Origin of the sequence: Deinococcus planocerae (assembly GCF_002869765.1) — a bacterium.
GTDB lineage: Bacteria > Deinococcota > Deinococci > Deinococcales > Deinococcaceae > Deinococcus > Deinococcus planocerae.
This window is the reverse complement of record NZ_PNOR01000007.1, coordinates 61,236-78,859: the sequence shown is the minus strand read 5'-3', so window position 1 is coordinate 78,859 and position 17,624 is coordinate 61,236. Positions and strand designations below refer to the sequence as shown.

18 protein-coding genes are annotated in these 17,624 nt (G+C 72.3%); 9 read left to right on the top strand and 9 right to left on the bottom strand.

The features are described 5' to 3' along the window. Positions 1-107: 107 nt before the first annotated feature. Positions 108-242 carry a hypothetical protein gene (locus A7B18_RS22830; protein ID WP_281260145.1) on the top strand — a complete coding sequence of 45 codons (135 nt, stop codon included), beginning with the start codon at positions 108-110 and terminating at the stop codon, positions 240-242. Between the two features lie 40 nt (positions 243-282). After that, positions 283-1,977: a PRC-barrel domain-containing protein gene (locus tag A7B18_RS05610; RefSeq protein WP_102125705.1), complete on the top strand. Its 1,695-nt coding sequence runs from the start codon at positions 283-285 to the stop codon at positions 1,975-1,977. Positions 1,978-2,038: 61 nt separating this feature from the next. On the opposite strand, the gene A7B18_RS05605 is transcribed toward A7B18_RS05610, so the two are convergent. Continuing rightward, positions 2,039-3,286: an ABC transporter permease gene (locus tag A7B18_RS05605; protein ID WP_102125704.1), complete on the bottom strand. Its 1,248-nt coding sequence runs from the start codon at positions 3,284-3,286 to the stop codon at positions 2,039-2,041. Beyond that, positions 3,276-4,031 (bottom strand): ABC transporter ATP-binding protein, encoded by a 756-nt coding sequence (locus A7B18_RS05600; protein ID WP_102125703.1) that lies wholly within the window; start codon positions 4,029-4,031, stop codon positions 3,276-3,278. Before A7B18_RS05600 ends, A7B18_RS05605 begins: the two co-directional genes overlap by 11 nt. A gap of 380 nt (positions 4,032-4,411) precedes the next feature. Here A7B18_RS05600 and A7B18_RS05595 point away from each other — a divergent pair, with 380 nt between their 5' ends. Beyond that, positions 4,412-4,915 (top strand): transcription initiation factor IIE subunit alpha family protein, encoded by a 504-nt coding sequence (locus A7B18_RS05595; RefSeq protein ID WP_102125702.1) that lies wholly within the window; start codon positions 4,412-4,414, stop codon positions 4,913-4,915. 66 nt (positions 4,916-4,981) lie between these two features. After that, entirely contained in the window at positions 4,982-5,311 is a 330-nt protein-coding gene (locus A7B18_RS05590) for a cyclic-di-AMP receptor (protein ID WP_102125769.1), read from the top strand. A gap of 13 nt (positions 5,312-5,324) precedes the next feature. On the opposite strand, the gene A7B18_RS05585 is transcribed toward A7B18_RS05590, so the two are convergent. The 3 genes from A7B18_RS05585 to polA form a co-directional block, all read right to left on the bottom strand. After that, positions 5,325-5,924 carry an HAD family hydrolase gene (locus tag A7B18_RS05585; protein WP_102125701.1) on the bottom strand — a complete coding sequence of 200 codons (600 nt, stop codon included), beginning with the start codon at positions 5,922-5,924 and terminating at the stop codon, positions 5,325-5,327. A gap of 98 nt (positions 5,925-6,022) precedes the next feature. Further along, positions 6,023-6,346 (bottom strand): hypothetical protein, encoded by a 324-nt coding sequence (locus tag A7B18_RS05580; protein WP_102125700.1) that lies wholly within the window; start codon positions 6,344-6,346, stop codon positions 6,023-6,025. 161 nt (positions 6,347-6,507) lie between these two features. Then, the gene (gene polA / locus A7B18_RS05575; RefSeq protein WP_102125699.1) at positions 6,508-9,234 is read right to left on the bottom strand and encodes a DNA polymerase I; all 2,727 of its coding nucleotides are present in this window, start codon (positions 9,232-9,234) and stop codon (positions 6,508-6,510) included. 76 nt (positions 9,235-9,310) lie between these two features. On the opposite strand from polA, the gene A7B18_RS21295 reads away from it, so the two are divergent. Next, positions 9,311-9,661, top strand: coding sequence for a hypothetical protein (locus A7B18_RS21295; protein ID WP_146009469.1), 351 nt, complete (start codon positions 9,311-9,313; stop codon positions 9,659-9,661). A gap of 34 nt (positions 9,662-9,695) precedes the next feature. Here A7B18_RS21295 and glmM read toward each other — a convergent pair whose 3' ends face one another. Beyond that, complete coding sequence (gene glmM, locus A7B18_RS05570) at positions 9,696-11,030, bottom strand: phosphoglucosamine mutase (protein WP_102125698.1); 1,335 nt, start codon at positions 11,028-11,030, stop codon at positions 9,696-9,698. 115 nt (positions 11,031-11,145) lie between these two features. On the opposite strand from glmM, the gene A7B18_RS05565 reads away from it, so the two are divergent. Beyond that, entirely contained in the window at positions 11,146-11,421 is a 276-nt protein-coding gene (locus A7B18_RS05565; protein WP_102125697.1) for a hypothetical protein, read from the top strand. Beyond that, complete coding sequence (locus A7B18_RS05560; protein ID WP_245872753.1) at positions 11,418-12,446, top strand: phosphotransferase family protein; 1,029 nt, start codon at positions 11,418-11,420, stop codon at positions 12,444-12,446. The genes A7B18_RS05565 and A7B18_RS05560 overlap by 4 nt, the downstream gene beginning before the upstream one ends. 130 nt (positions 12,447-12,576) lie before the next feature. Here the strand turns inward: A7B18_RS05560 and A7B18_RS05555 are convergent, their stop codons facing one another. Genes A7B18_RS05555 through yedA form a run of 3 tightly spaced genes read right to left on the bottom strand, consistent with a single transcriptional unit; the run spans position 12,577 to position 14,934 of the window. Continuing rightward, a complete protein-coding gene (locus A7B18_RS05555) occupies positions 12,577-13,698 on the bottom strand; it encodes a DNA glycosylase AlkZ-like family protein (protein WP_102125696.1) in 1,122 nt (373 codons plus the stop codon). A gap of 40 nt (positions 13,699-13,738) precedes the next feature. Then, positions 13,739-14,023, bottom strand: coding sequence for a hypothetical protein (locus A7B18_RS05550; protein ID WP_146009468.1), 285 nt, complete (start codon positions 14,021-14,023; stop codon positions 13,739-13,741). A gap of 32 nt (positions 14,024-14,055) precedes the next feature. After that, on the bottom strand, positions 14,056-14,934 hold the full coding sequence (gene yedA / locus A7B18_RS05545) for a drug/metabolite exporter YedA (RefSeq protein ID WP_102125694.1): 879 nt from the start codon (positions 14,932-14,934) through the stop codon (positions 14,056-14,058). Between the two features lie 70 nt (positions 14,935-15,004). Between yedA and A7B18_RS05540 the strand changes: the two genes are divergently transcribed. Beyond that, on the top strand, positions 15,005-15,382 hold the full coding sequence (locus A7B18_RS05540) for a ComEA family DNA-binding protein (RefSeq protein ID WP_102125693.1): 378 nt from the start codon (positions 15,005-15,007) through the stop codon (positions 15,380-15,382). After that, positions 15,382-17,613, top strand: coding sequence for a DNA internalization-related competence protein ComEC/Rec2 (locus A7B18_RS05535; protein ID WP_102125692.1), 2,232 nt, complete (start codon positions 15,382-15,384; stop codon positions 17,611-17,613). Before A7B18_RS05540 ends, A7B18_RS05535 begins: the two co-directional genes overlap by 1 nt. The last annotated feature ends 11 nt before the right edge of the window (positions 17,614-17,624 follow it).

The window sequence follows — 17,624 nt, the reverse complement described above, 5'->3', positions numbered from 1 at the left end:
CGCGGGGCTGCCTTAAGGCTGGCGTAAGGTTCAGTCAACCCGGGGTGAGCCCCGAAAATCACATTGTGGGGGCGGTGTTTTTAGACTTTTCCTCGGAGGATCGACACATGGCCCGACTGCAAGGAACTGGTGGCGGCGGCGGCAGAACCGCCCTCATGATCATCTTGATTCTGATCGTTCTTTTTCTGCTCGCCTATTTCCTGTATCTCAAGCCGCAGGGCATCCTGAACCTCGGCTTCTGAAGCGGGTCACCCCAGCGCTCACCCGAAACGGAGCTCATTCATGATCAAAGGTAAAGAACTGCTCGGACGTCCCGTGATCGCCATCGACAGCGGCGAGCGGCTGGAGACGGTGCGTGACCTCGTGTTCGACCACCAGGCCAACCAGGTGCTCGGCATCCTCGTCGACGAGGGCGGCTTTTTCCGCGCGGCGAAGGTCGTGCCCTTCGAGGCGATCCGCAGCGTGGGCGAGGACGCCATCATGGTGGACAGCTCGCACTCGGTGACCACGACCCGCGAGGACGGGCGGCTCGCCGAGGTGCTCGACTCCAAGGTGAGCCTCGTCGGAATGACGCTGCTCACGACCGACGGCCAGAACCTCGGCAAGATCGCCGACGTGTTCTTCGACGAGCACTCGGGCCGGGTCGAGGGCTACGAGGCGACGGGCGGCATCTTCAGCGACCTCTCCAGCGGGCGGACCTTCGTGCCCGCGCCCGAGCACGTGCAGATCGGCGAGGACGCGGCCATCGTGCCCATCAGCGTGGCGACCTCGATGCAGGAGCAGGAGCCGGGCGGCCTCAAGGGGGCCTACCAGAGCGCCGCCGAGAGCGTCAAGCAGGGGTACGGCAACATCGCCGAGGCCACCAAGGAGCGCCAGAAGGAGTTCCTCGTCGGCAAGACCGCCGGGGGCGACCTGACCCTCGACGACGGCACGGTGCTCGTTCGCCAGGGTGAGACCATCACCCACGAGCAGGTCGAGCGGGCCGACTCGGCGGGCAAGCTCACCGCGCTGCTGACGAGCGTGACGGGTGGGGCGCTCTCCGGGGCGTACGACACGGCCAAGGAGCGGGTGCAGGGCAGCGTCGAGGAGCTGCGCAGCGCCTCCACCGAACGCCAGCGCGGGTTCATCGTGGGCAAGACGGCCTCGACCGACGTGGTGGCCAACCTCGCCGACGGGGTGCAGGAAGTCATCGTGCATAGGGGCGCGACGATCACCGAGTTCCAGGTTCAGCGGGCCGAGCAGGCCGGGGTGCTCCCCGCGCTGCTCGCCGCCGCGACGGGCGGGGCCTTGCAGGAAGGAATGCAGGGCCTGCGCGCGCAGAGCGACACCGACGCCCAGTCCCAGCCCGTGCAGGCGCAGATGGACCCCCTGGAGGCCACGGTGGGCCGCCGCGTGAAGACCGACGTGCGCGCCCCGAGCGGCAGCCTGGTCGCGGTGCAGGGCCAGATCGTGACCCCGGCGGTCGCCGAGCGGGCCCGCAGCTTCGGGGTGGAGTCGGCCCTGATCAACGCGACCGGCAGCCGGACGGGCGCGGTGGCCCCGGCGGCGGGCGCGGCGCTGTCGGGCGGCGTCGCCAGCGTCAGCGAGGGCGCGAGCAACCTGCTCGAACGCGCGCGGTCGTGGTTCGGCGAGAAGCGCGAGGACGTCGGCCAGGCCCTGGAGGAGCGCCAGGAACAGCAGCAGGAGCAAAAGATCCGCGACGCGCTGGGCCGCCCGGTGACCCGCGTGATCCTCGCCCCCGACGACACGATCATCCTCAACGTCGGCGAGATCGTGACGAACAAGGCCGTGCAGCTCGCCCGCGAGGGCAACGTGCTCGACATCCTGGTCGATTCGGTCAGCAAGGAGACGGTCAGCATCAACCCCCTGGAGTCCCGCCCCCACGAGACGGGTGTCGCCGCGCTGGAGGGGCAGGACGAGGCGCCCGTCGCCCAGCACCCCACGACCCCCACCGATCCCAAGAACTCCAGCCGCTGATCTTTCGGAGCGACGAGGCGGGCCCCCCCCCACGGCGGGGGGGGCCCGCTTCTCGCACCGCTCAGGTGCGGAAGATGACCTCCTCCCGTCCGAAGGACCGCCACGCGATCAAACCGAGCACGAGCGCGCCGAGCAGGTTGGCCCCCACGGCGGCGAGCAGGTGCCCCGGGCTCAGGTTGCCGCGCACCGTGTCGAGGATGGCGAGCATGCTCCCGAAGAGGGGCAGGGCGTAGAGGCCGCTCCCCGGCGTCAGGAAGTCGCTGAATTGCAGCAGCACGGCGGGAAAAACGATGGCGAGCGAGAGGGGCGTCACGTACGTCTGCGCCTCCTTGTAGCCCCGCGCGTAGATGCTCAGGGCGATCAGGACGGCGCTGATCAAGAGGGCCGCGCTGAGCACCGTGGCGAGCAGGGCGAGGGCGCTTCCGGGGCTCAGGGTGAGTTGCCCGCCGAGACTCCGCGCGATCTCGTCGGAGGTCCCGCCCCGGGAGAGGGCCACGCCCGCCACCACCCCGGTCAGGAGAAAGCCCAGCACGCTGAAACACGCCGTCGTGAGCGCCGTGACGGTGGTGGCGAGGAGTTTGCCCGCGACGACCTCCGAGCGGCGCACCGGCGAGACGAGCAGGCTCTCCAGGGTGCCGCGCTCCTTCTCGCCCGCCGTGGCGTCGAGGGCCGTCGCCGTCGCCCCCGTCAGGATGAAGTTGAGCATCAGCAGCGGAATCAGGAAGGCGAGCTGCCCGCCCCGCCGCTCCCCCTCTGGGCTGGCGTCGATGGGGGCGAGCGTCACGGGGGTCAGGGTCCCCGCCCCCAGCCCCAGCGCGGCGAGGCGATCCACGGCGAGCCCGCGGTTGTACCCCTCCACCACGTCCTGCACCTTGGCGTAGGCCCCGGTCTGGGCGCGCAGGTTCCCGAGCCTCGCGTAGACCTCCAGCCGCCCCGTGCCGTCCCCCGCGCGGGCGGGCAGGGGAGAGGCGACCCGCAGCGCCGCGTCCACCTCGCCCGACGCCACGGCAGCCCGCGGCTCGGTCACGGGCACGAGCCGGACCCCGGCGCGCGTGACGGCGCCGTCCGGGCCCCGCTCGTCCCGCGTGAGGGCCTGTCTCAGGGGGGCGGGGAGGGTGCCGACCACCCCCACCCGCTGCCGTTCCTGCGCCTGCCCGCCCACGAAGCGGCCCAGCAGCAGGGGCAGCCCGAGCGTGAAGAGCGGGATGAGCAGCAGCGGGATCAGGACGCTGCCCACCAGGGCCCGGCGGTCGCGCAGGGTGGAGAGCAGGTCGCGCGAGGCCACCCGCCACACGAACTCAGGGCGCACGGACGACCTCCGCTTCCCGCGCCCCGGCCTGTTCCCGCACGAGGGCGAAAAAGGCCCGCTCCAGGGTGCGTTCCCCGGTGCGGCTCAAGATCCCGGCGACCGGCCCGACGGTGACCACCTCGCCCCGGTGGAGGATCGCCACCCGGTCGCAGACCTCCTCGGCCTCGCTCATGACGTGGGTGGAGTAGAGGGTGAGCCTGCCCGGGCGCCGCGCCGCGAGCACGAAGTCGAGCAGGGCCCGCCGCGCGAAGATGTCGAGCCCGCTCGCCGCCTCGTCGAGGATCAGGACCGGGGGATCATGGATGACGGCGCGGGCGATCACCACCTTCTGCGCCATGCCGGTCGAGTAGTCGCCCGCCCGGGTGTCGAGCGTTCGGCCCAGCTCCAGCGCCCCGTCCAGCTCCTCGATCCGCGCGTCGGCCTGAGCCCGGCCCAGCCCGTACAGCCCCGCGAAGGAGCGCAGCACCTCGCGCCCGGTCAGGCGGGCGGGCAGGCCCATGCCGCCGTTCACCACGCCGACCGAGCGCCTGACCGCCTCGGGCTCGCGCCGCGTGTCGTGTCCCGCCACCCGCACCGTGCCCGAGGTGGGGGCGAGCAGCGTGGCGACGACCCGCAGCAGGGTGGTCTTGCCCGCCCCGTTCGGGCCCAGCAGGCCGAAGACCTCGCCCTCCCCGGCGCGCAGGGTCACGTCCGAGAGGGCCGGGTGCCCCCCGTAGGTCTTGCTCAGGTTCTTGATCTCGAGCACGCTCCTGTTTTCCCCCTTCCGTCCCGCCGAGGCTCTGCCGCCGGGTCCCGCCCTTGCCCCGCGTCCGGTTCGCAGCATACGCGGGCGACGCCGACCGCCCTGCGCAGCGGCCCCGCCCAAGCTGACGAGAGCTTCACAGGGGGCGCCGGGTCACGGTGCTGCCCCGCGTGACCGCTTACGATGCGCCACCGCTCGTCGCCGGGAGCCTGGGCCCGGCGTGACCTCCTCGACCGACTCGCCCGGGTCTCATGCAAAGGGCACGAACTTCTGTCACAATAGGAAAGTTGCGCTTCTGGGCGCAGTTGAACTCGGTTCATCATCAACAACCACGCCAGGGTGAAGCACAGGTGTTTTGCTCTGGTTTTGTCGGAGGATAGCGCATGTTCAACCCCCCCACCCTCGAAGATCTGCAAGAGACTCGCCGGGCGAACGAGAAGCTCGTCTTGAAGGCGCTGGAGAGCAAGCCCGAGTGGGTCGAGACCGAACTCGCCAAGACGACGGGGCTGGCCCTGTCGCACCTGCGCGCCGCGCTCGCCAGCCTGCTCGACCAGGGCCGGGTACGCCGCCTGCCCGGCACCGGGACCCGCGCCGTGTACGGGCTCGCCGACCCCGGCCTCGCCGACGTGCCCGCCACGCCGCTCACCGCGGACGCCAAGCGGGTGCGCGACTATCTCGAGGGCCGCGCCGACTCCGCCCTGTACATGAGCGAGCAGCTCCGGATGAGCCGCGAGGACGTGATGAGGGCCCTCTCTCTCCTCAACGCGCACGGCATGATCACCTGCACCTTCGTGGGCAGCCTGGTGATCTTCCGCCTCAAGGAGACGCAAGCACTCGGCCAGGAGCAGGGTGCCCCGGTGACTGGCAAGAAGAAGCAGGTCGCGTAAGCCCCTGACCCGCCTGCCCCGCGGCCTCCCGCCCCGGAGGCCGTTTTGCTTGTTATGCTGCGCTTCATGAAGCTGGTTCTCGCCGTGATCCAGGATGCCGACGCCGCCGCCCTCGTGCGTGTGCTGTCCGAAAACGCCTTCGAGGTCACGAAGCTGGCGAGCACGGGGGGCTTCCTGCGGGAGGGCAACACCACCCTGATGATCGGGGTGTCCGACGAGCGCCTCGCCGAACTCAAGCGGCACGTGCAGCGGACCTGCCGCACCCGCACCCGCCTCGTGACCCCCAGCGTCCCGATGGGCGAGCAGGGCGAGGGGCTGGTCGCCGACCCCGTGGAGGTGGCGGTCGGCGGCGCGGTGATGTTCGTGCTCGGCGTGCAGGAGTTCGTGAAGGTCTAACCCCTGCTCCGCGTCACCTCACCCCGAGCGCCGACAGTTCCTCCCGGAGCTGGGCGGCGTCCTCGTAGCGCACGGCGTGCATCCCCACCGAGCGGGCCGCCTCCACGTTCTGCGGGCGGTCGTCGATCATGACGGCTTCGTCCGGGCGCACCTGGGCGAGACTCAGGGCCAGGCGGTACATCGCCGGGTTGGGCTTGAGCAGGCCGAGGTAGCAGGAGGTGAAAAAGGCGAGCAGGAACTCGCCCAGCCCGTAGGTGCGGATGCGGTGCTCGTTCAGGTCGCGGCCCTCGTTGTTCAGCGAGTACATGCGGTGCCGCCCCCCCAGCTCGCGGGCCAGGGCCAGCGGCTCCTCACGCGGGAGGCTCTCGGCCTCCATCGCGGCGCGGAAGTCTTCCAGGGTGAAGGAACGCGGCGTGTGGAAGACCACCTGCTCCAGGTACTCCGCCAGGGTCATGCGGCCCCGCTCCAGTTCCGGCACGGCCAGCTTGTGCCGCTCCGAGAAGTCCTGCGCGTCCAGACCGAAGCGGGCCACCACGTCCGCCCGCTGCTCGCGGTCCCACCCGTTCGTGAGCAGCACGCCGCCGATGTCCCAGAACAGGGCCTTGATCGTCATGCCGGAGCCTACCCCCGGAAGGGCCCAGGCCGCCCACAGGGTCCAACAGGAAAGGGCGCCCGGGGTTGATCCCAGGCGCGCCCCAAGTTCGGGTTGACTCAGGCGTCCAGCCCGCCGTCCGAGAGGTGCAGCACCTCGGCGAGGCGCATCAGCGTGTCGCGCAGGTCGTCGGGGGCGGTGCGGGCCAGGGTCTCGACCTCGGCGCCCATCGGGGGAAGCGAGGCGGCGGCTTCGGTGTACTGCCCGGCTTGCAGGAGTTCGGCGACCTTGCCGAGCTGCGCGGCGAGCATCCCGCCCTTGGGGTGGTCGCCCAGCGACGCCTGCCACGAGCGCAGGTGGGTCACGGCGAGGTTGGGGTCGATATTCTCCGCGCCCCCCGAGAGCAGGGCGAGCGTTTCTTCGAGCTGGCTGTTCATCGTCATGGGTAACCCTCCGGCGCCCAGAAGACCCGACCCCGGCGCGCCCGAAGGTACGTCCCCTCCCCGTGTGAAGCGAGGCTGAAGGAAGGCCGCAGGTCGAGAGCAGAGGGCACCCCCGGTCGGCCTTTCGCCTTTTGCCTTCCGCGACCCCCGCAGGAGGTCTCTTACTTCGTGTCGTACCAGTTCGGCCCCACCCCGACCTCCACCGCGAGGGGCACGCTGAGACTCGCCGCCCCCTCCATCACCTCGCGGGTGAGCCGGCTCGTCTCGTCCACCCGGCCTTCCGGCACCTCGATCAGCAGTTCGTCGTGCACTTGCAGGAGGAGGCGGGCACCGAGGGCTTCGAGTTCCCGGTCGAGCCGCACCATCGCGAATTTGATGATGTCGGCGGCGGTCCCCTGGATGGGCATGTTGTACGCCAGCCGCTCCCCGGCCTCGCGCACGTTGCGGTTGGTGGCCGTCAGCTCGGGGACGTAGCGGCGCCGCCCGTAGAGGGTCTCGACGTAGCCGTGCTCGCGCCCGAAAGCGAGCGTGCGCTCGATGTAACCGCGGATGCCCGGGTAGGTCGAGAAGTAGATGTCGATGAAGCTCGCCGCCTCCGCGTACGAGATGCCGAGGTCGTTGCTCAGGCGGTGCGCGCTCATGCCGTACAGCACGCCGAAGTTCACCGTCTTCGCGGCGCGGCGCTGCTGGGCGCTGACCGTCGTCTCCTCCAGCCCGAGCACCTGCGCGGCGGTGCGGCGGTGGATGTCCGCCCCCTCCTGGAACGCCTGCTGCATCAGTTGGTCGCCCGCGATGTGCGCGAGGAGCCGCAGCTCGATCTGCGAGTAGTCGGCGCTCAGGAGCACGTAGCCCTCGTCCGCGATGAAGCCCTTGCGAATCTCGCGGCCCAGCTCCGAGCGGATGGGGATGTTCTGGAGGTTGGGGTTGAGGCTGCTCAGGCGCCCCGTCGCCACCGCCGTCTGCGCGAAGGTGGTGTGCAGCCGCCCGGTGCGCGGGTTGACGAGGTTCGGGAGCGGATCGAGGTACGTGCCCCGCAGCTTCTCCAACTCGCGGTATTCGAGCAGGGCGGGGATGATCGGGTGCTCGCCTCGCAGGGGTTCGAGGGCGGAGACGGCGGTCGAACGCTTGCCCGTCAGCTTGGTCTTCTTGCCCGAGGCGAGGCCGAGTTCGTCGTACAGCACGGCCTCCAGTTGGTCGCGGCTGCGGATCGGGAACTCCCGGCCCGCGTGGCGGTAGATTTCGGCCTCGAGCTCACCTATCCGGGCGGTCGTCGCGCCCGCCAGTCCCCGGATGTAGTCGCTGTCGAGGCGGACGCCGCGCACCTCCATTCGGGTCAGCACGCCCGCGAGCGGCCTTTCCGTCTCCTCGTACAGCCGGCGGCGGGGCTCGTCGAGTTGAGCGGGCAGGTCGCGCAGGAGGTGGTGGGTCATCACGGCGCGGGCGGCGGCCTCGGCGGGCCACGAGGTCTTCAGGTACCGCTCGGCCACCGCCGGCATGTTCGTGTTCGCGGGGTCGAGCAGGTAGGCGACGAGGAGGGGATCGTCCCCCGGCTCCACCGTCGTCCCCCGCACGCTGAGGTGCGCCGCGAGGGCCTTGGCGCCCGCCGCCGTGACGGCCCGCTGCCCCACGAACTCGGCTTCGGAGACGGTGGGGGGGAAGAGGGCGGCGACCTTCTGCGCGGCCTTCTCGGCGGCCTTGCGCACCTTGTCCGCCGCCTTCTGCTCGGCCTTGGTGAGGGGCTGGGTCTCCTCCTCCCCGGCCAGCAGGAGGCCGCCCGGCGACGCGGCGACGAGCGACGCCGCCGCCCCGTCCGCCTCCCGGGGCCGCTCCTCGGTCGGGGCCACCCGCGCGACCCGCCCGTCGAAGGTCGCCGCCGCGAGGAGGTCGGCGGTGAGGTCGTCCTCCCGCGAGAGCACGAAGCCCCAGGTCACACCCTCGCCGGGGGTGCGCCACTCGGCGACCTCGATCTCCTCGGCGGGCCCCTGCGGCACCGGGTCGGGCTCGGTGGGCTCCGGCGCCCCCAGGGTCGTCAGCTCGCGCTTCACGCTCACGAGTTCCAGCTCGTCGAGGAGGGCTTCGAGCCGCGCCGGGTCGCCCGCGCCGCGCAGGGCGCCGAGTTCCACGTCGAGCGGCAGGTCGGTCACCATCCGCGAGAGGTCGCGGCTGAAGAGGATGTCCGACTCCGAGGCGAGCAGCTTCTCGCGGGTGCCCCTGGGTTCCAACGTGCCGTCCTTCGCGCGGGCAAGCACGGTGTCGAGGTCGCCGCACTCCTGAAGGAGCTTGGCCGCCGTCTTCGGCCCGATCCCCTTCGCGCCGGGAATGTTGTCGCTCGCGTCTCCCGTCAGCGCCCGGTAGTCCACCCACTGCCGCACGGTCACGCCGTACTTGTCCAGCACCTCGCCCGGCCCGATCAGGGCGAAGTCGTTGGAGATCACCCGCACGTGGTCGTCGAGCAGTTGGTAGGCGTCGCGGTCAGAGGTCACGATCCGCACCTGAAAGCCCTTGCCCTCGGCCATGCGGGTGAGAGAAGCGATCACGTCGTCGGCCTCGAAGCCGGGCTCCTCCAGCCGGGGAAAGCCCAGCGCGTCCACGATCTCGCGGATGCGGTTGATCTGCCCCGGCAGGTCCGAGGGCGTCTGGGCGCGGCCCGACTTGTAGCCCTCGTACTGCTCGTGGCGGAAGGTTTTGACCGGGGGATCGAAGACCACGATGATCTGGTTCGTCGCCTGCCGCGCCAGCCGCAGGGTGAAGCGCAAGAAGCCCAGGATCGCGTGCGTCGCCTCGCCCCGGCTGCTGCTCAGCGGCGGCAGCGCGAAGTACGAGCGGAAGGCCAGCGCGTGCCCGTCAATCAGGACGAGCGTGTTGGGCGAGGGGACGGAGGCAGTCATGCGGGCATTCTACGGGGGCATCCGGGTTGGCTTACGGCTCCCCGCCGCTTTGTGACTATGCCTGATAACTTGTCTTATGGCTCTGGAACGCCTGACCGCTAGAGAACGCTTCCTCCTGGGTCAGTGTCTGTCAGCCGCAGCGGAAGGCCCGTTTTTCGATGACGATGACGGGTTCGACACCATCTTTGGAGTGAGTCTTGAGGAGGTGGCCGAGGTTGCTCATGCGTGGCCCCACGTTGACGACAACGAGGAAATCGTAGAACTTGTCATCAACAACGCAGTGGCTAATCTCTTGGGTTATCCACATGGTCGAATGAAGGACTGGCCGAAGTTTATCTCGGCTCCTCCAGGGGAGATTCGCCGCGTACTGAGTAAGTGGAGGCGCTTGAAGGGCTGGGACGACCCTGAGCGGCAGCACCTCCTTTGACGCAGCCTCTCGATTCCTGACGGGTGGAAACGACCTACGCCCCGACCTTGCCCCGCTCCTCCACCACGCTCGCAATCTCCCCGGCGACCTCGTGGATTTCGGCCTCGTCAGGCCCTTCGACCATCACCCGGATCAGGTTCTCGGTGCCGCTGGGGCGCAGGTTGACGCGGCCCCGGCCATTCAGGCGGGCCTCGGCCTGCTGAACGGCGGCCTGGACCGCCTCGTCGCGGGCGATGGCCTTCTTGTCGCCGACGCGGACGTTCACGAGGGTCTGCGGGAACATCACCAGCTCGTCGTTCAGTTCGTCCAGCGTGGTGCCAACTTGCTTCATCGCCGCGAGGGTGAGCAGCGAGGTGAGCACCCCGTCGCCGGTCGGGCTGTGGTCGAGGAAGAGGACGTGCCCGCTCTGCTCGCCGCCCAGGGTGAGACCCTGCTGGTGCAGCCGCTCGTGGACGTAGCGGTCGCCGACGGCGGTGCGCTCCAGCAGGGTTCCGGCCTCGCGCAGCTTCACCTCCAGCGCCATGTTCGCCATGATCGTGGTGACCACGCCCCGGTCCCCCCGGGCGCGGGCGTTCAGGAGCAGCATGTGGTCGCCCTGCACCACGTTCCCGCGCGAGTCCACGAAGAGGGCCCGGTCGGCGTCCCCGTCGAAGGCCACGCCGAGGTCGTAGTCGCCCTCCCGCACGATCTGTTGGAGGTGGCCCAGATGCGTGCTGCCGCAGCCCCGGTTGATGTTGCGCCCGTCGGGGGTGGTGTACACGGCGAACACGTCCGCCCCCGCCGCCTGGTAGACCCGCGGCCCCACCCGGTACGCCGCTCCGTTCGCGCAGTCCATCGCCACCCTGAGGCCCGTCAGGTCGGGCGCGTGCGAGCGCAGGAAACCCACGTACAGCCGCTCGGCCTCCGTGTAATTGGTGACCGAGCCGAGGTCCACGCCCGTCACGGGGGGGAGGCTGGCCACCCCGTCCACGGCGGCCTCGATCTCGTGTTCGGTCGCGTCGTTGAGCTTTTCTCCGCCCCTCCCGAAGAACTTGATCCCGTTGTCCTCGTAGGGGTTGTGCGAGGCGCTGATCACCACGCCCGCGTCCGCGCCGAGGTGGCGGGTGAGGTAGCTCACCCCCGGGGTGGGCAGCACGCCGACGTGGATCACGTTCACGCCCCGACCCGTCAGCCCCGCCGCGAGGGCCGCCTCCAGCATGTCGCCGCTTTGCCGGGTGTCCTTGCCGATCACCACGCTGGGGTGGGGACTGCGCCGCCTCAGCACCTCACCTGCCGCCGCGCCCAGCTCCATCACCCAGGCGGGGGTCAGCGGAAACTCGCCCGCGACGGCCCGCACGCCGTCCGTTCCGAAATACTTGCGCTCGCTCATCGTGCCGCCAGTGTACCCCCGTGAGTGAGGTGTGCATGATGCTCATGCCAGCCCGGTTCGCCGCCGGGCGAGGGGTGCGGGCAACTTTTGTGAGCCTCGTCGCGTACCCTGGGGCATGAGCGGACATTCGGGCGGCTCCTTTTCCTTCAGTCATAGCGGCGGGCGCCGGGGCGCGTTCGGGCGGCGGAGTCACAGCAGCGGGCACCGGGGTGGCTTCCTGGGCGGCGCGCTCGGCCACAGTCACAGCAGCGGCCACCGGGGGCATTACGGTCGGGGCGGGCACTACCGCCAGACCCGGCGGCGCAGGGGGCTGGGGTGCCTGGGCGTGTTCCTCGTCGGCGCGGCGCTCGCGGGGGGCTCGGCCCTGGGGCTGCTCACGCTGCTCGCTTGAGGCTAGGCGCCACCCTGGAGGACTGGCGGGACACGCTGCGGGGCGAGGGTCCCGCCGTCTCGTCCCGGGTGTGGCCCGCCGAGTTGCGCGCGGCCTTCCCCGGCCCGCGCCGCGCCCTTGAGGCCTGGGAGGGGGAGGGGGCCGCCTTCGCGCGCTACGTGACCGGGCACGGCCCCCTCTTCCTGAAGTACCTCCCGGCGGGGTGGCGGGACGGGCGGGCCTACCGCCGTCTGGCGCGCGAGGCGAGCTACCTGCGTGACCTCGCCCCCCGCTCGCCCGTGCCGCACGCGCCGCTCCTCCACGCGGCCCTCGACCCGGACGGATGGCGGGCGCACCTCGTCACCCGCGACCTGACGGACACGACGACCGGATGGGGCGCCTTCGGGACCGACCACGAGCGCGAGGCCGCCCTGCTGGAGGTCGCCCGGCTCCTCGCCCGGCACCACGCCTTCTGGCTGGACCGCCCGGAACTGGCGGGGGAATGGGGCTGGGATGCAGAGCGCGCTGCGCGCCACGCGGGCCGGATCGCCGCCGACCCGGACCCCGGCTGGACGCCCGCCGAGGTGGAGGCCGTCCGGGAGGCCGCCCGCCTTCTCCCCGCCCTGCTCGGCGCCACGCGCGGGGTCACCCTCGCCCACGGCGACCTCCACGCGGGGCAGGTGCTGTGGCCGGGAGGGGGCGGCCCGCCTATCCTGATCGACTACGGGCAGGCGCACGGCTCGGTGCTCGGGGAAGACCTCGCGCACCTCCTCCACGTGCGGCTGGACGCGCAGGGCCGCGCCCGCCTGGGTCCCGGAGTGCGGGAGGCGTACCGGGCCGAACTCGCCGCGCACGGGCCGCGCCGCACGCCCGCTCAGCTTATGGACGAGGAGCGGGCGGGCCTGGCCCTGAACCTGCTCGCCACGGCCCGGCAGGCGCGGGGCGGGGGAAGCGGCGGGGTGCGGGAGGCCCTCGGGCGGGTGGCCGGGGCCTGGGCGCAGGAGGGGGCGGCCTTCCGGGAACGGCGCCCCTCCCAGAGCGGTTGACAGAAGAACACTTGTCACCGTCAGCGGGGCAAAGCGCCTCTTCCGGCATGTCGGACGCTCCCCGGTCTGGTTCGGCGGTGCCCTTCGCCTTCCTCCCCTCGGAGCCCACCCCCCTCGCGCCGCTTCGGGCCTACCCCGCCAGCACGGGGTCCTCCAGCCCCAGGAAGCCCCGGTAGCGGCCCAGCTCCGCCTCCAGACCCCTTCCCAGCGCCGCCGTCTCACGCACGCCGGGGACGAGCCTCACGTCCGCGCGCAGTTCTCCGCCCTCCACCCGCAGGTTGGCCCAGCCCACCGCGCGCTCGGCCTGAAAGACGGGGAGGGCGTAGTACCCGAACTGCCGGTTCGGGGGCGGCGTGTACGCCTCGAAGCGGTACGTCCAGCCGTGCAGGTGGGCGAAGCGGCGGCGGTCCCACACCAGGGGGTCGAAGGGCCCCACGATCCGCACTCCGCGCGGGGTGGGCAGGGCCTGCGCGTCCCACCCCGCAGGCCACACGTACCGCACGCCGTCCACCCGCGCGCCCGTCAACTCCTCCCGCACGGCGACCCTCAGCGCCCCGCGCAACTCGCCGTGCAGGTGCGGCAACCCGAAGCGCGAGAGGGTGACGAGGTACCCCAGGCTCGCCTCCGGCAACGGCCCGTAAAGCGCCGCGAGGAGGTGAACTGTTCCCCGCACGCGCTCCGGGGTGGGCAGCGGGTCCGCCCGCAACGCCGCGAGGTGGGGAGCCGGGCCGTACAGCCGCACCCCGCTCACCCGGCGGGTCACCCGCACCTCGCCCCGGCGGTGCAGGAGGTCGAGCGCCCGCGTGGTCGCCGCCGACTGCCCGCCCCAGGCGTTCACCACCCGGCCCCGCCCCAGTTCGGCGGCCACCTCGCGGGGGTGGACCTCCGCCCGCTCCGACACCAGCGCCCGCACCGCGTCCAGCAGCTCCGGGTGTTCGCGCTCCAGGGGGCTCTGACCGACCTCGCGCGGGTGGAGGAGGGCCTGCACCGCCCGCGTCACGAAGCCGTAGTTGGGCAGCATGTCCTCCTCGGCGTCGAGGGCGGGGTACAGCCGCTCCAGGTCGCCCGCCCGGTAGCCGCGTACCCTCTGCATCAGGGTCAGGTCCTGGGCGCGGGCGGGGGCGCGGATGGGGTCGGCCTGCACGAAGCCCATCCGGCCCAGGGCCGTCCTCAGGGGCGTGCGCGGGCCGAGGGTCCGGAGAGCGAGGGCCCGCAGCCCGGCGGGGGTGAGGGGGGCGGGGTGGTCGGGCATGGGGGGAAGGTAGCGCGCGGGTGAGGTGTGGGGCCCCGACCTACCGCCGCCACGCCCGCATGATCCCGGCGAGTCCACCCAGCACGACCGACGCGAGCACCACGGTGTTCGGCACGGAGCGGGTGCCCCGGAGATCACTCACCCACGCCCCGAGGGGGAGGCTCCCCCCGCCTCCACCACCTCCGCCGTTCTCCGCCTCGTCACTCCCCGCGCCCACCCCGCAGGCGACGAGGGCCACGGGGGTCAGGGTGCCCGAGGGGGTCTGCACCGTCTCGCCCTGCGCGGCCCGAACCCACAGGGTCAGCACCGCTTCGGCCAGCCGCACGGAAAGACTCGTCAGGACGCCCACTGGACGGCTCAGCCCTGCCGCGGCCACGCGACGAGCGCCACGCCCGTCAGGATCACCCCCACGGCGGCCCAGCCCAGCCCCGTCAACGTCTCGCCGCCCAGCCCCACCCCCAGGAGGACGGCCACGACCGGGTTGACGTAGGCGTAGCTCGTGGCGAGGGCCGGGCGGGTGTGGGCGACGAGGTACATGTAGGCGCTGTACGCGACGAGGCTGCCGAAGACGATGAGGTACGCCAGCGCCCCCAGGCTCGCGGCGCTCGGCGTGCCCCAGCGTTCACCGAGCACGCCGCTCAGCAGCGCCAGCAGCACCCCGCCCGCGACCATCTCGGCGGCGCTGCCCATCAGCCCGGCGGGCAGGGGCAGGTGCCGCGACCACTGGCTGCCGAACGTCCAGCACAGCGGCGCGAGGATCAGCAGCAGGGCGGCGAGCGGCGTGGCGCGCAGTTCGCCCACGTTCAGGAGCGCGATCCCGACGAGCCCCACCCCGATGCCCAGCCACTCGCGCCCGCTCGTGCGCTCGCCCCACAGCCGCGCGAACAGGGCCGCGAAGAGGGGAGAGACCGCCAGCACGAGCGCCGCCACGCTGCTGCTCGCGTCCCGCTCGGCCAGCGTCACCAGCCCCGTCCCGCCCCCCAGCAGCAGCAGGCCGACGAGGGCGCTCGCGCCCCACTCCCGCCCCGTCGGGGCAGGCACCCCCCGCCAGCGCAAGAAGGCATAGAGCGCGGCCCCCGCCACCAGGAAGCGCAGGGCGAGCATCCCCAGCGGCGGAAGGCTTCCAATCGCCACCTTGATCCCGAAGTAGGTGCTGCCCCACACGACGTACACCAGCGCGAGGCACACGAGGACGGCGGGCGTGGGGCGGCTGGCCGGGGCGGCGATGGGGGTCACCCGCCGAGGATACGCGCGCTGTGCGAATTTGCCGCCCGGACACCCGGGGGCCCGCCCTACACTGACCGCCGTGTTCAGCTCGGAACGTTCCTGGACGCTGCTTCTCGCGGGCGGCGTCCTGACGGTGGGGGTGCTGGCCCTCGGCCCCGTCCTCTTGCCCCACGCGCAGGCTCCCACCGTGACCCACGCCGACCTTTCCCCCCCGGCCCAGGTTCAGGAGGCCGCCCCCGAGTACCCGACGGCGGAGAGCGTGAGGCCCCTCATCTCGGGGAGGGTCAACCTCAACTCAGCCTCGGTCGAGCAGCTCGAAGCCCTGCCGAAGGTCGGCCCTGCCCTCGCCGCGCGGATCGTGGCGGGCAGGCCCTACCGCAGCCTCGCCGACCTCGACCGGGTGAGCGGGATCGGGCCCTCCACCCTCTCGGCCCTCACGCCCCTCGTGACCTTCTGATGCCCGGCAGACACGCGGCGCCCGCCCCCCGGACGGCGAGCCTCAGCCCCACGCGGGCCACCTCGGGCCGCCTCGCGTGGTCCGTCCCGCTCGCCTGTGGGGTCATCGGCGGCATCCTGCTCGGGCTGGGGATGGGGTGGGGCCTGGTCGTGGTGGGCCTCGGCGCGGCGCTCGCCGTGCTCGACGGGCGGGCGGCGGTGGCGCTCCTCGCCCTCGTCGGCGCCGGGCTGGGGCTGGGCTCGGAGCGCCTGAATGCCGCCCAGCCCGACCGCATGGCCCCCTGGGTGGGCGCGCAGGTCACGCTGACGGGCGACTGGGACGGCCAGTTCCTCAGCCTCGAAGACCCGCCCGCCCGGGTGGCCGTTTCCCCCAAACCGCGCGTCCCGCCGGGCCGGGTGGTGCTGAGCGGTCGCCTGGTGCGTCCCGAGGGGCAGGACGTGCCGGGCGGCTTCGACCAGGCGGCGTGGCTGCGGGGTCAGGGCGGCCTCCTCGTGCCCACGCCCACCACCGTCCTCGTGGGGGCCCGGGTGCGGCAGAGCACGCCCGAGGGGGGCCTGCGCGGCTGGTTTCGCCGGGGCCTGACCGCTGGGCTGGGCCAGCGGGAGGCGGCCCTGATGCAGGCCGTCGAACTCGGCGACCGGGGCGACATCGGGCGCGAGGACTTCGGGGCAGGGTACTCGGTGCGCGACGCCTTCGCCCGCTCGGGCCTCTCGCACCTGATGGCGCTGAGCGGCCAGAACGTCGCCCTGCTGACGGGCGCCGTGATCTGGCTGCTGATGTGGCTGCGGGTGCCGCTGGGGTGGCGGTACGCGGGGGCGCTCCTCTTCCTGGGGCCGTACCTGCTGCTCGTCGGCGTGTCCCCCAGCATCTTCCGGGCGGTGCTGATGGGCGGCGCGGTGCTCCTCGGGTACGCCATCGGGCGCGGGCGGCCTGATCCCTACGGCGTCATCGCCCTCGCCGCCACCCTCTGCCTGCTGCCCTTTCCGCTGTGGCTGCTCGACGTGGGGTTCCAGCTCTCCTTCCTGGCCGTCTTGGGACTCACCCTCTCCGGGCAGGCGGCGGCGCGGCTCCCGGGGCGCTGGCCGCTGTGGCTGCGCCTTGCCCTCGTCGCCACGGTGCTCGCCGAACTCGCCACCCTGCCCGTCATTGCGGGGAACTTCGGGCAACTGCCCCTCGTGGGCCTGCCCGCCAACCTGATCGCCGGGGTGATCATGGCCGCGCTCGTGCCCCTGGGCTTCGTGGCGGGGCTGCTCGGTCCGCTCGCCGTGGCGGTGAATTGGCTCAACGGTCTCCTTGCGGCGGCGCTGCTCGGCGTGGTCGAGGTGTTCGGGCGGGCACCGGTGCTGACCTGGGGCGAGGTCGGCCCCGCGGGCGTGGTCGCCTACACCGTCACGGCCCTCGCGGGGGTGCTGTGGCTGCGGGGCCGCCTCCGTGCTCCTGTGGCCCTCGGCACGCTCCTCGCCTGCGCCCTCCTCACCGTGCTGCCCGGCCTGCTGAAACCCGCGCGGGAGCTGGTCTTCCTCGATGTCGGCCAGGGCGACAGCACGCTCGTGCGCGCTCCCGGCCTGACGGTCCTCGTGGACGGCGGCGGCTCGGTGGGCAGTGACTACGACGTGGGCGGGCGGACGGTCGTCCCCGCCCTGCGCGCCCTGGGGGTGAGGAGTTTGTCGGCGGTGGTCGCCACCCACGCCGACACGGACCATGTCGAGGGGCTGTCCAGCGTGCTGCGCGCCCTCCCTGTCGGTGAACTCTGGATCGGGCAGCGCAAGACGGACGACCCGGTGCTGACCACCCTGCTCACCGTCGCCCGCGAGGAGGGCGTGCCCGTGCGCGAGGTCCGGCGCGGCGATACGGTCACGGCGAGCGGCGTCACCCTGACCGTCCTGTGGCCCGCCGGGCAGGGGTGGAGCCCCAAGGACAACGAGAACAGCGTCGCCCTGCGGGTCGAGTCGCGCGGCTTCCGCGCTGCCCTGCTCGGCGACCTGCCCGCCCCCGTTGAGGCGCGGCTGGGCGTGGGTGACCTCGACCTGCTCAAGGCCGCGCACCACGGCAGCCGCCACAGCACGGGCACGGCGATCCTGCGGGAGAGCACCCCCGCCGACGTGCTGATCAGCGTGGGCCGCAACACCTACGGCCACCCGCACCCGGACGTGCTCTCCCGCGCCGGGGAGGTCGGCGCCCGCGTGTGGCGCACCGACCGTCTCGGCACCGTGCGCTGGCCGCTGCCCTGAACGGCAGGGCA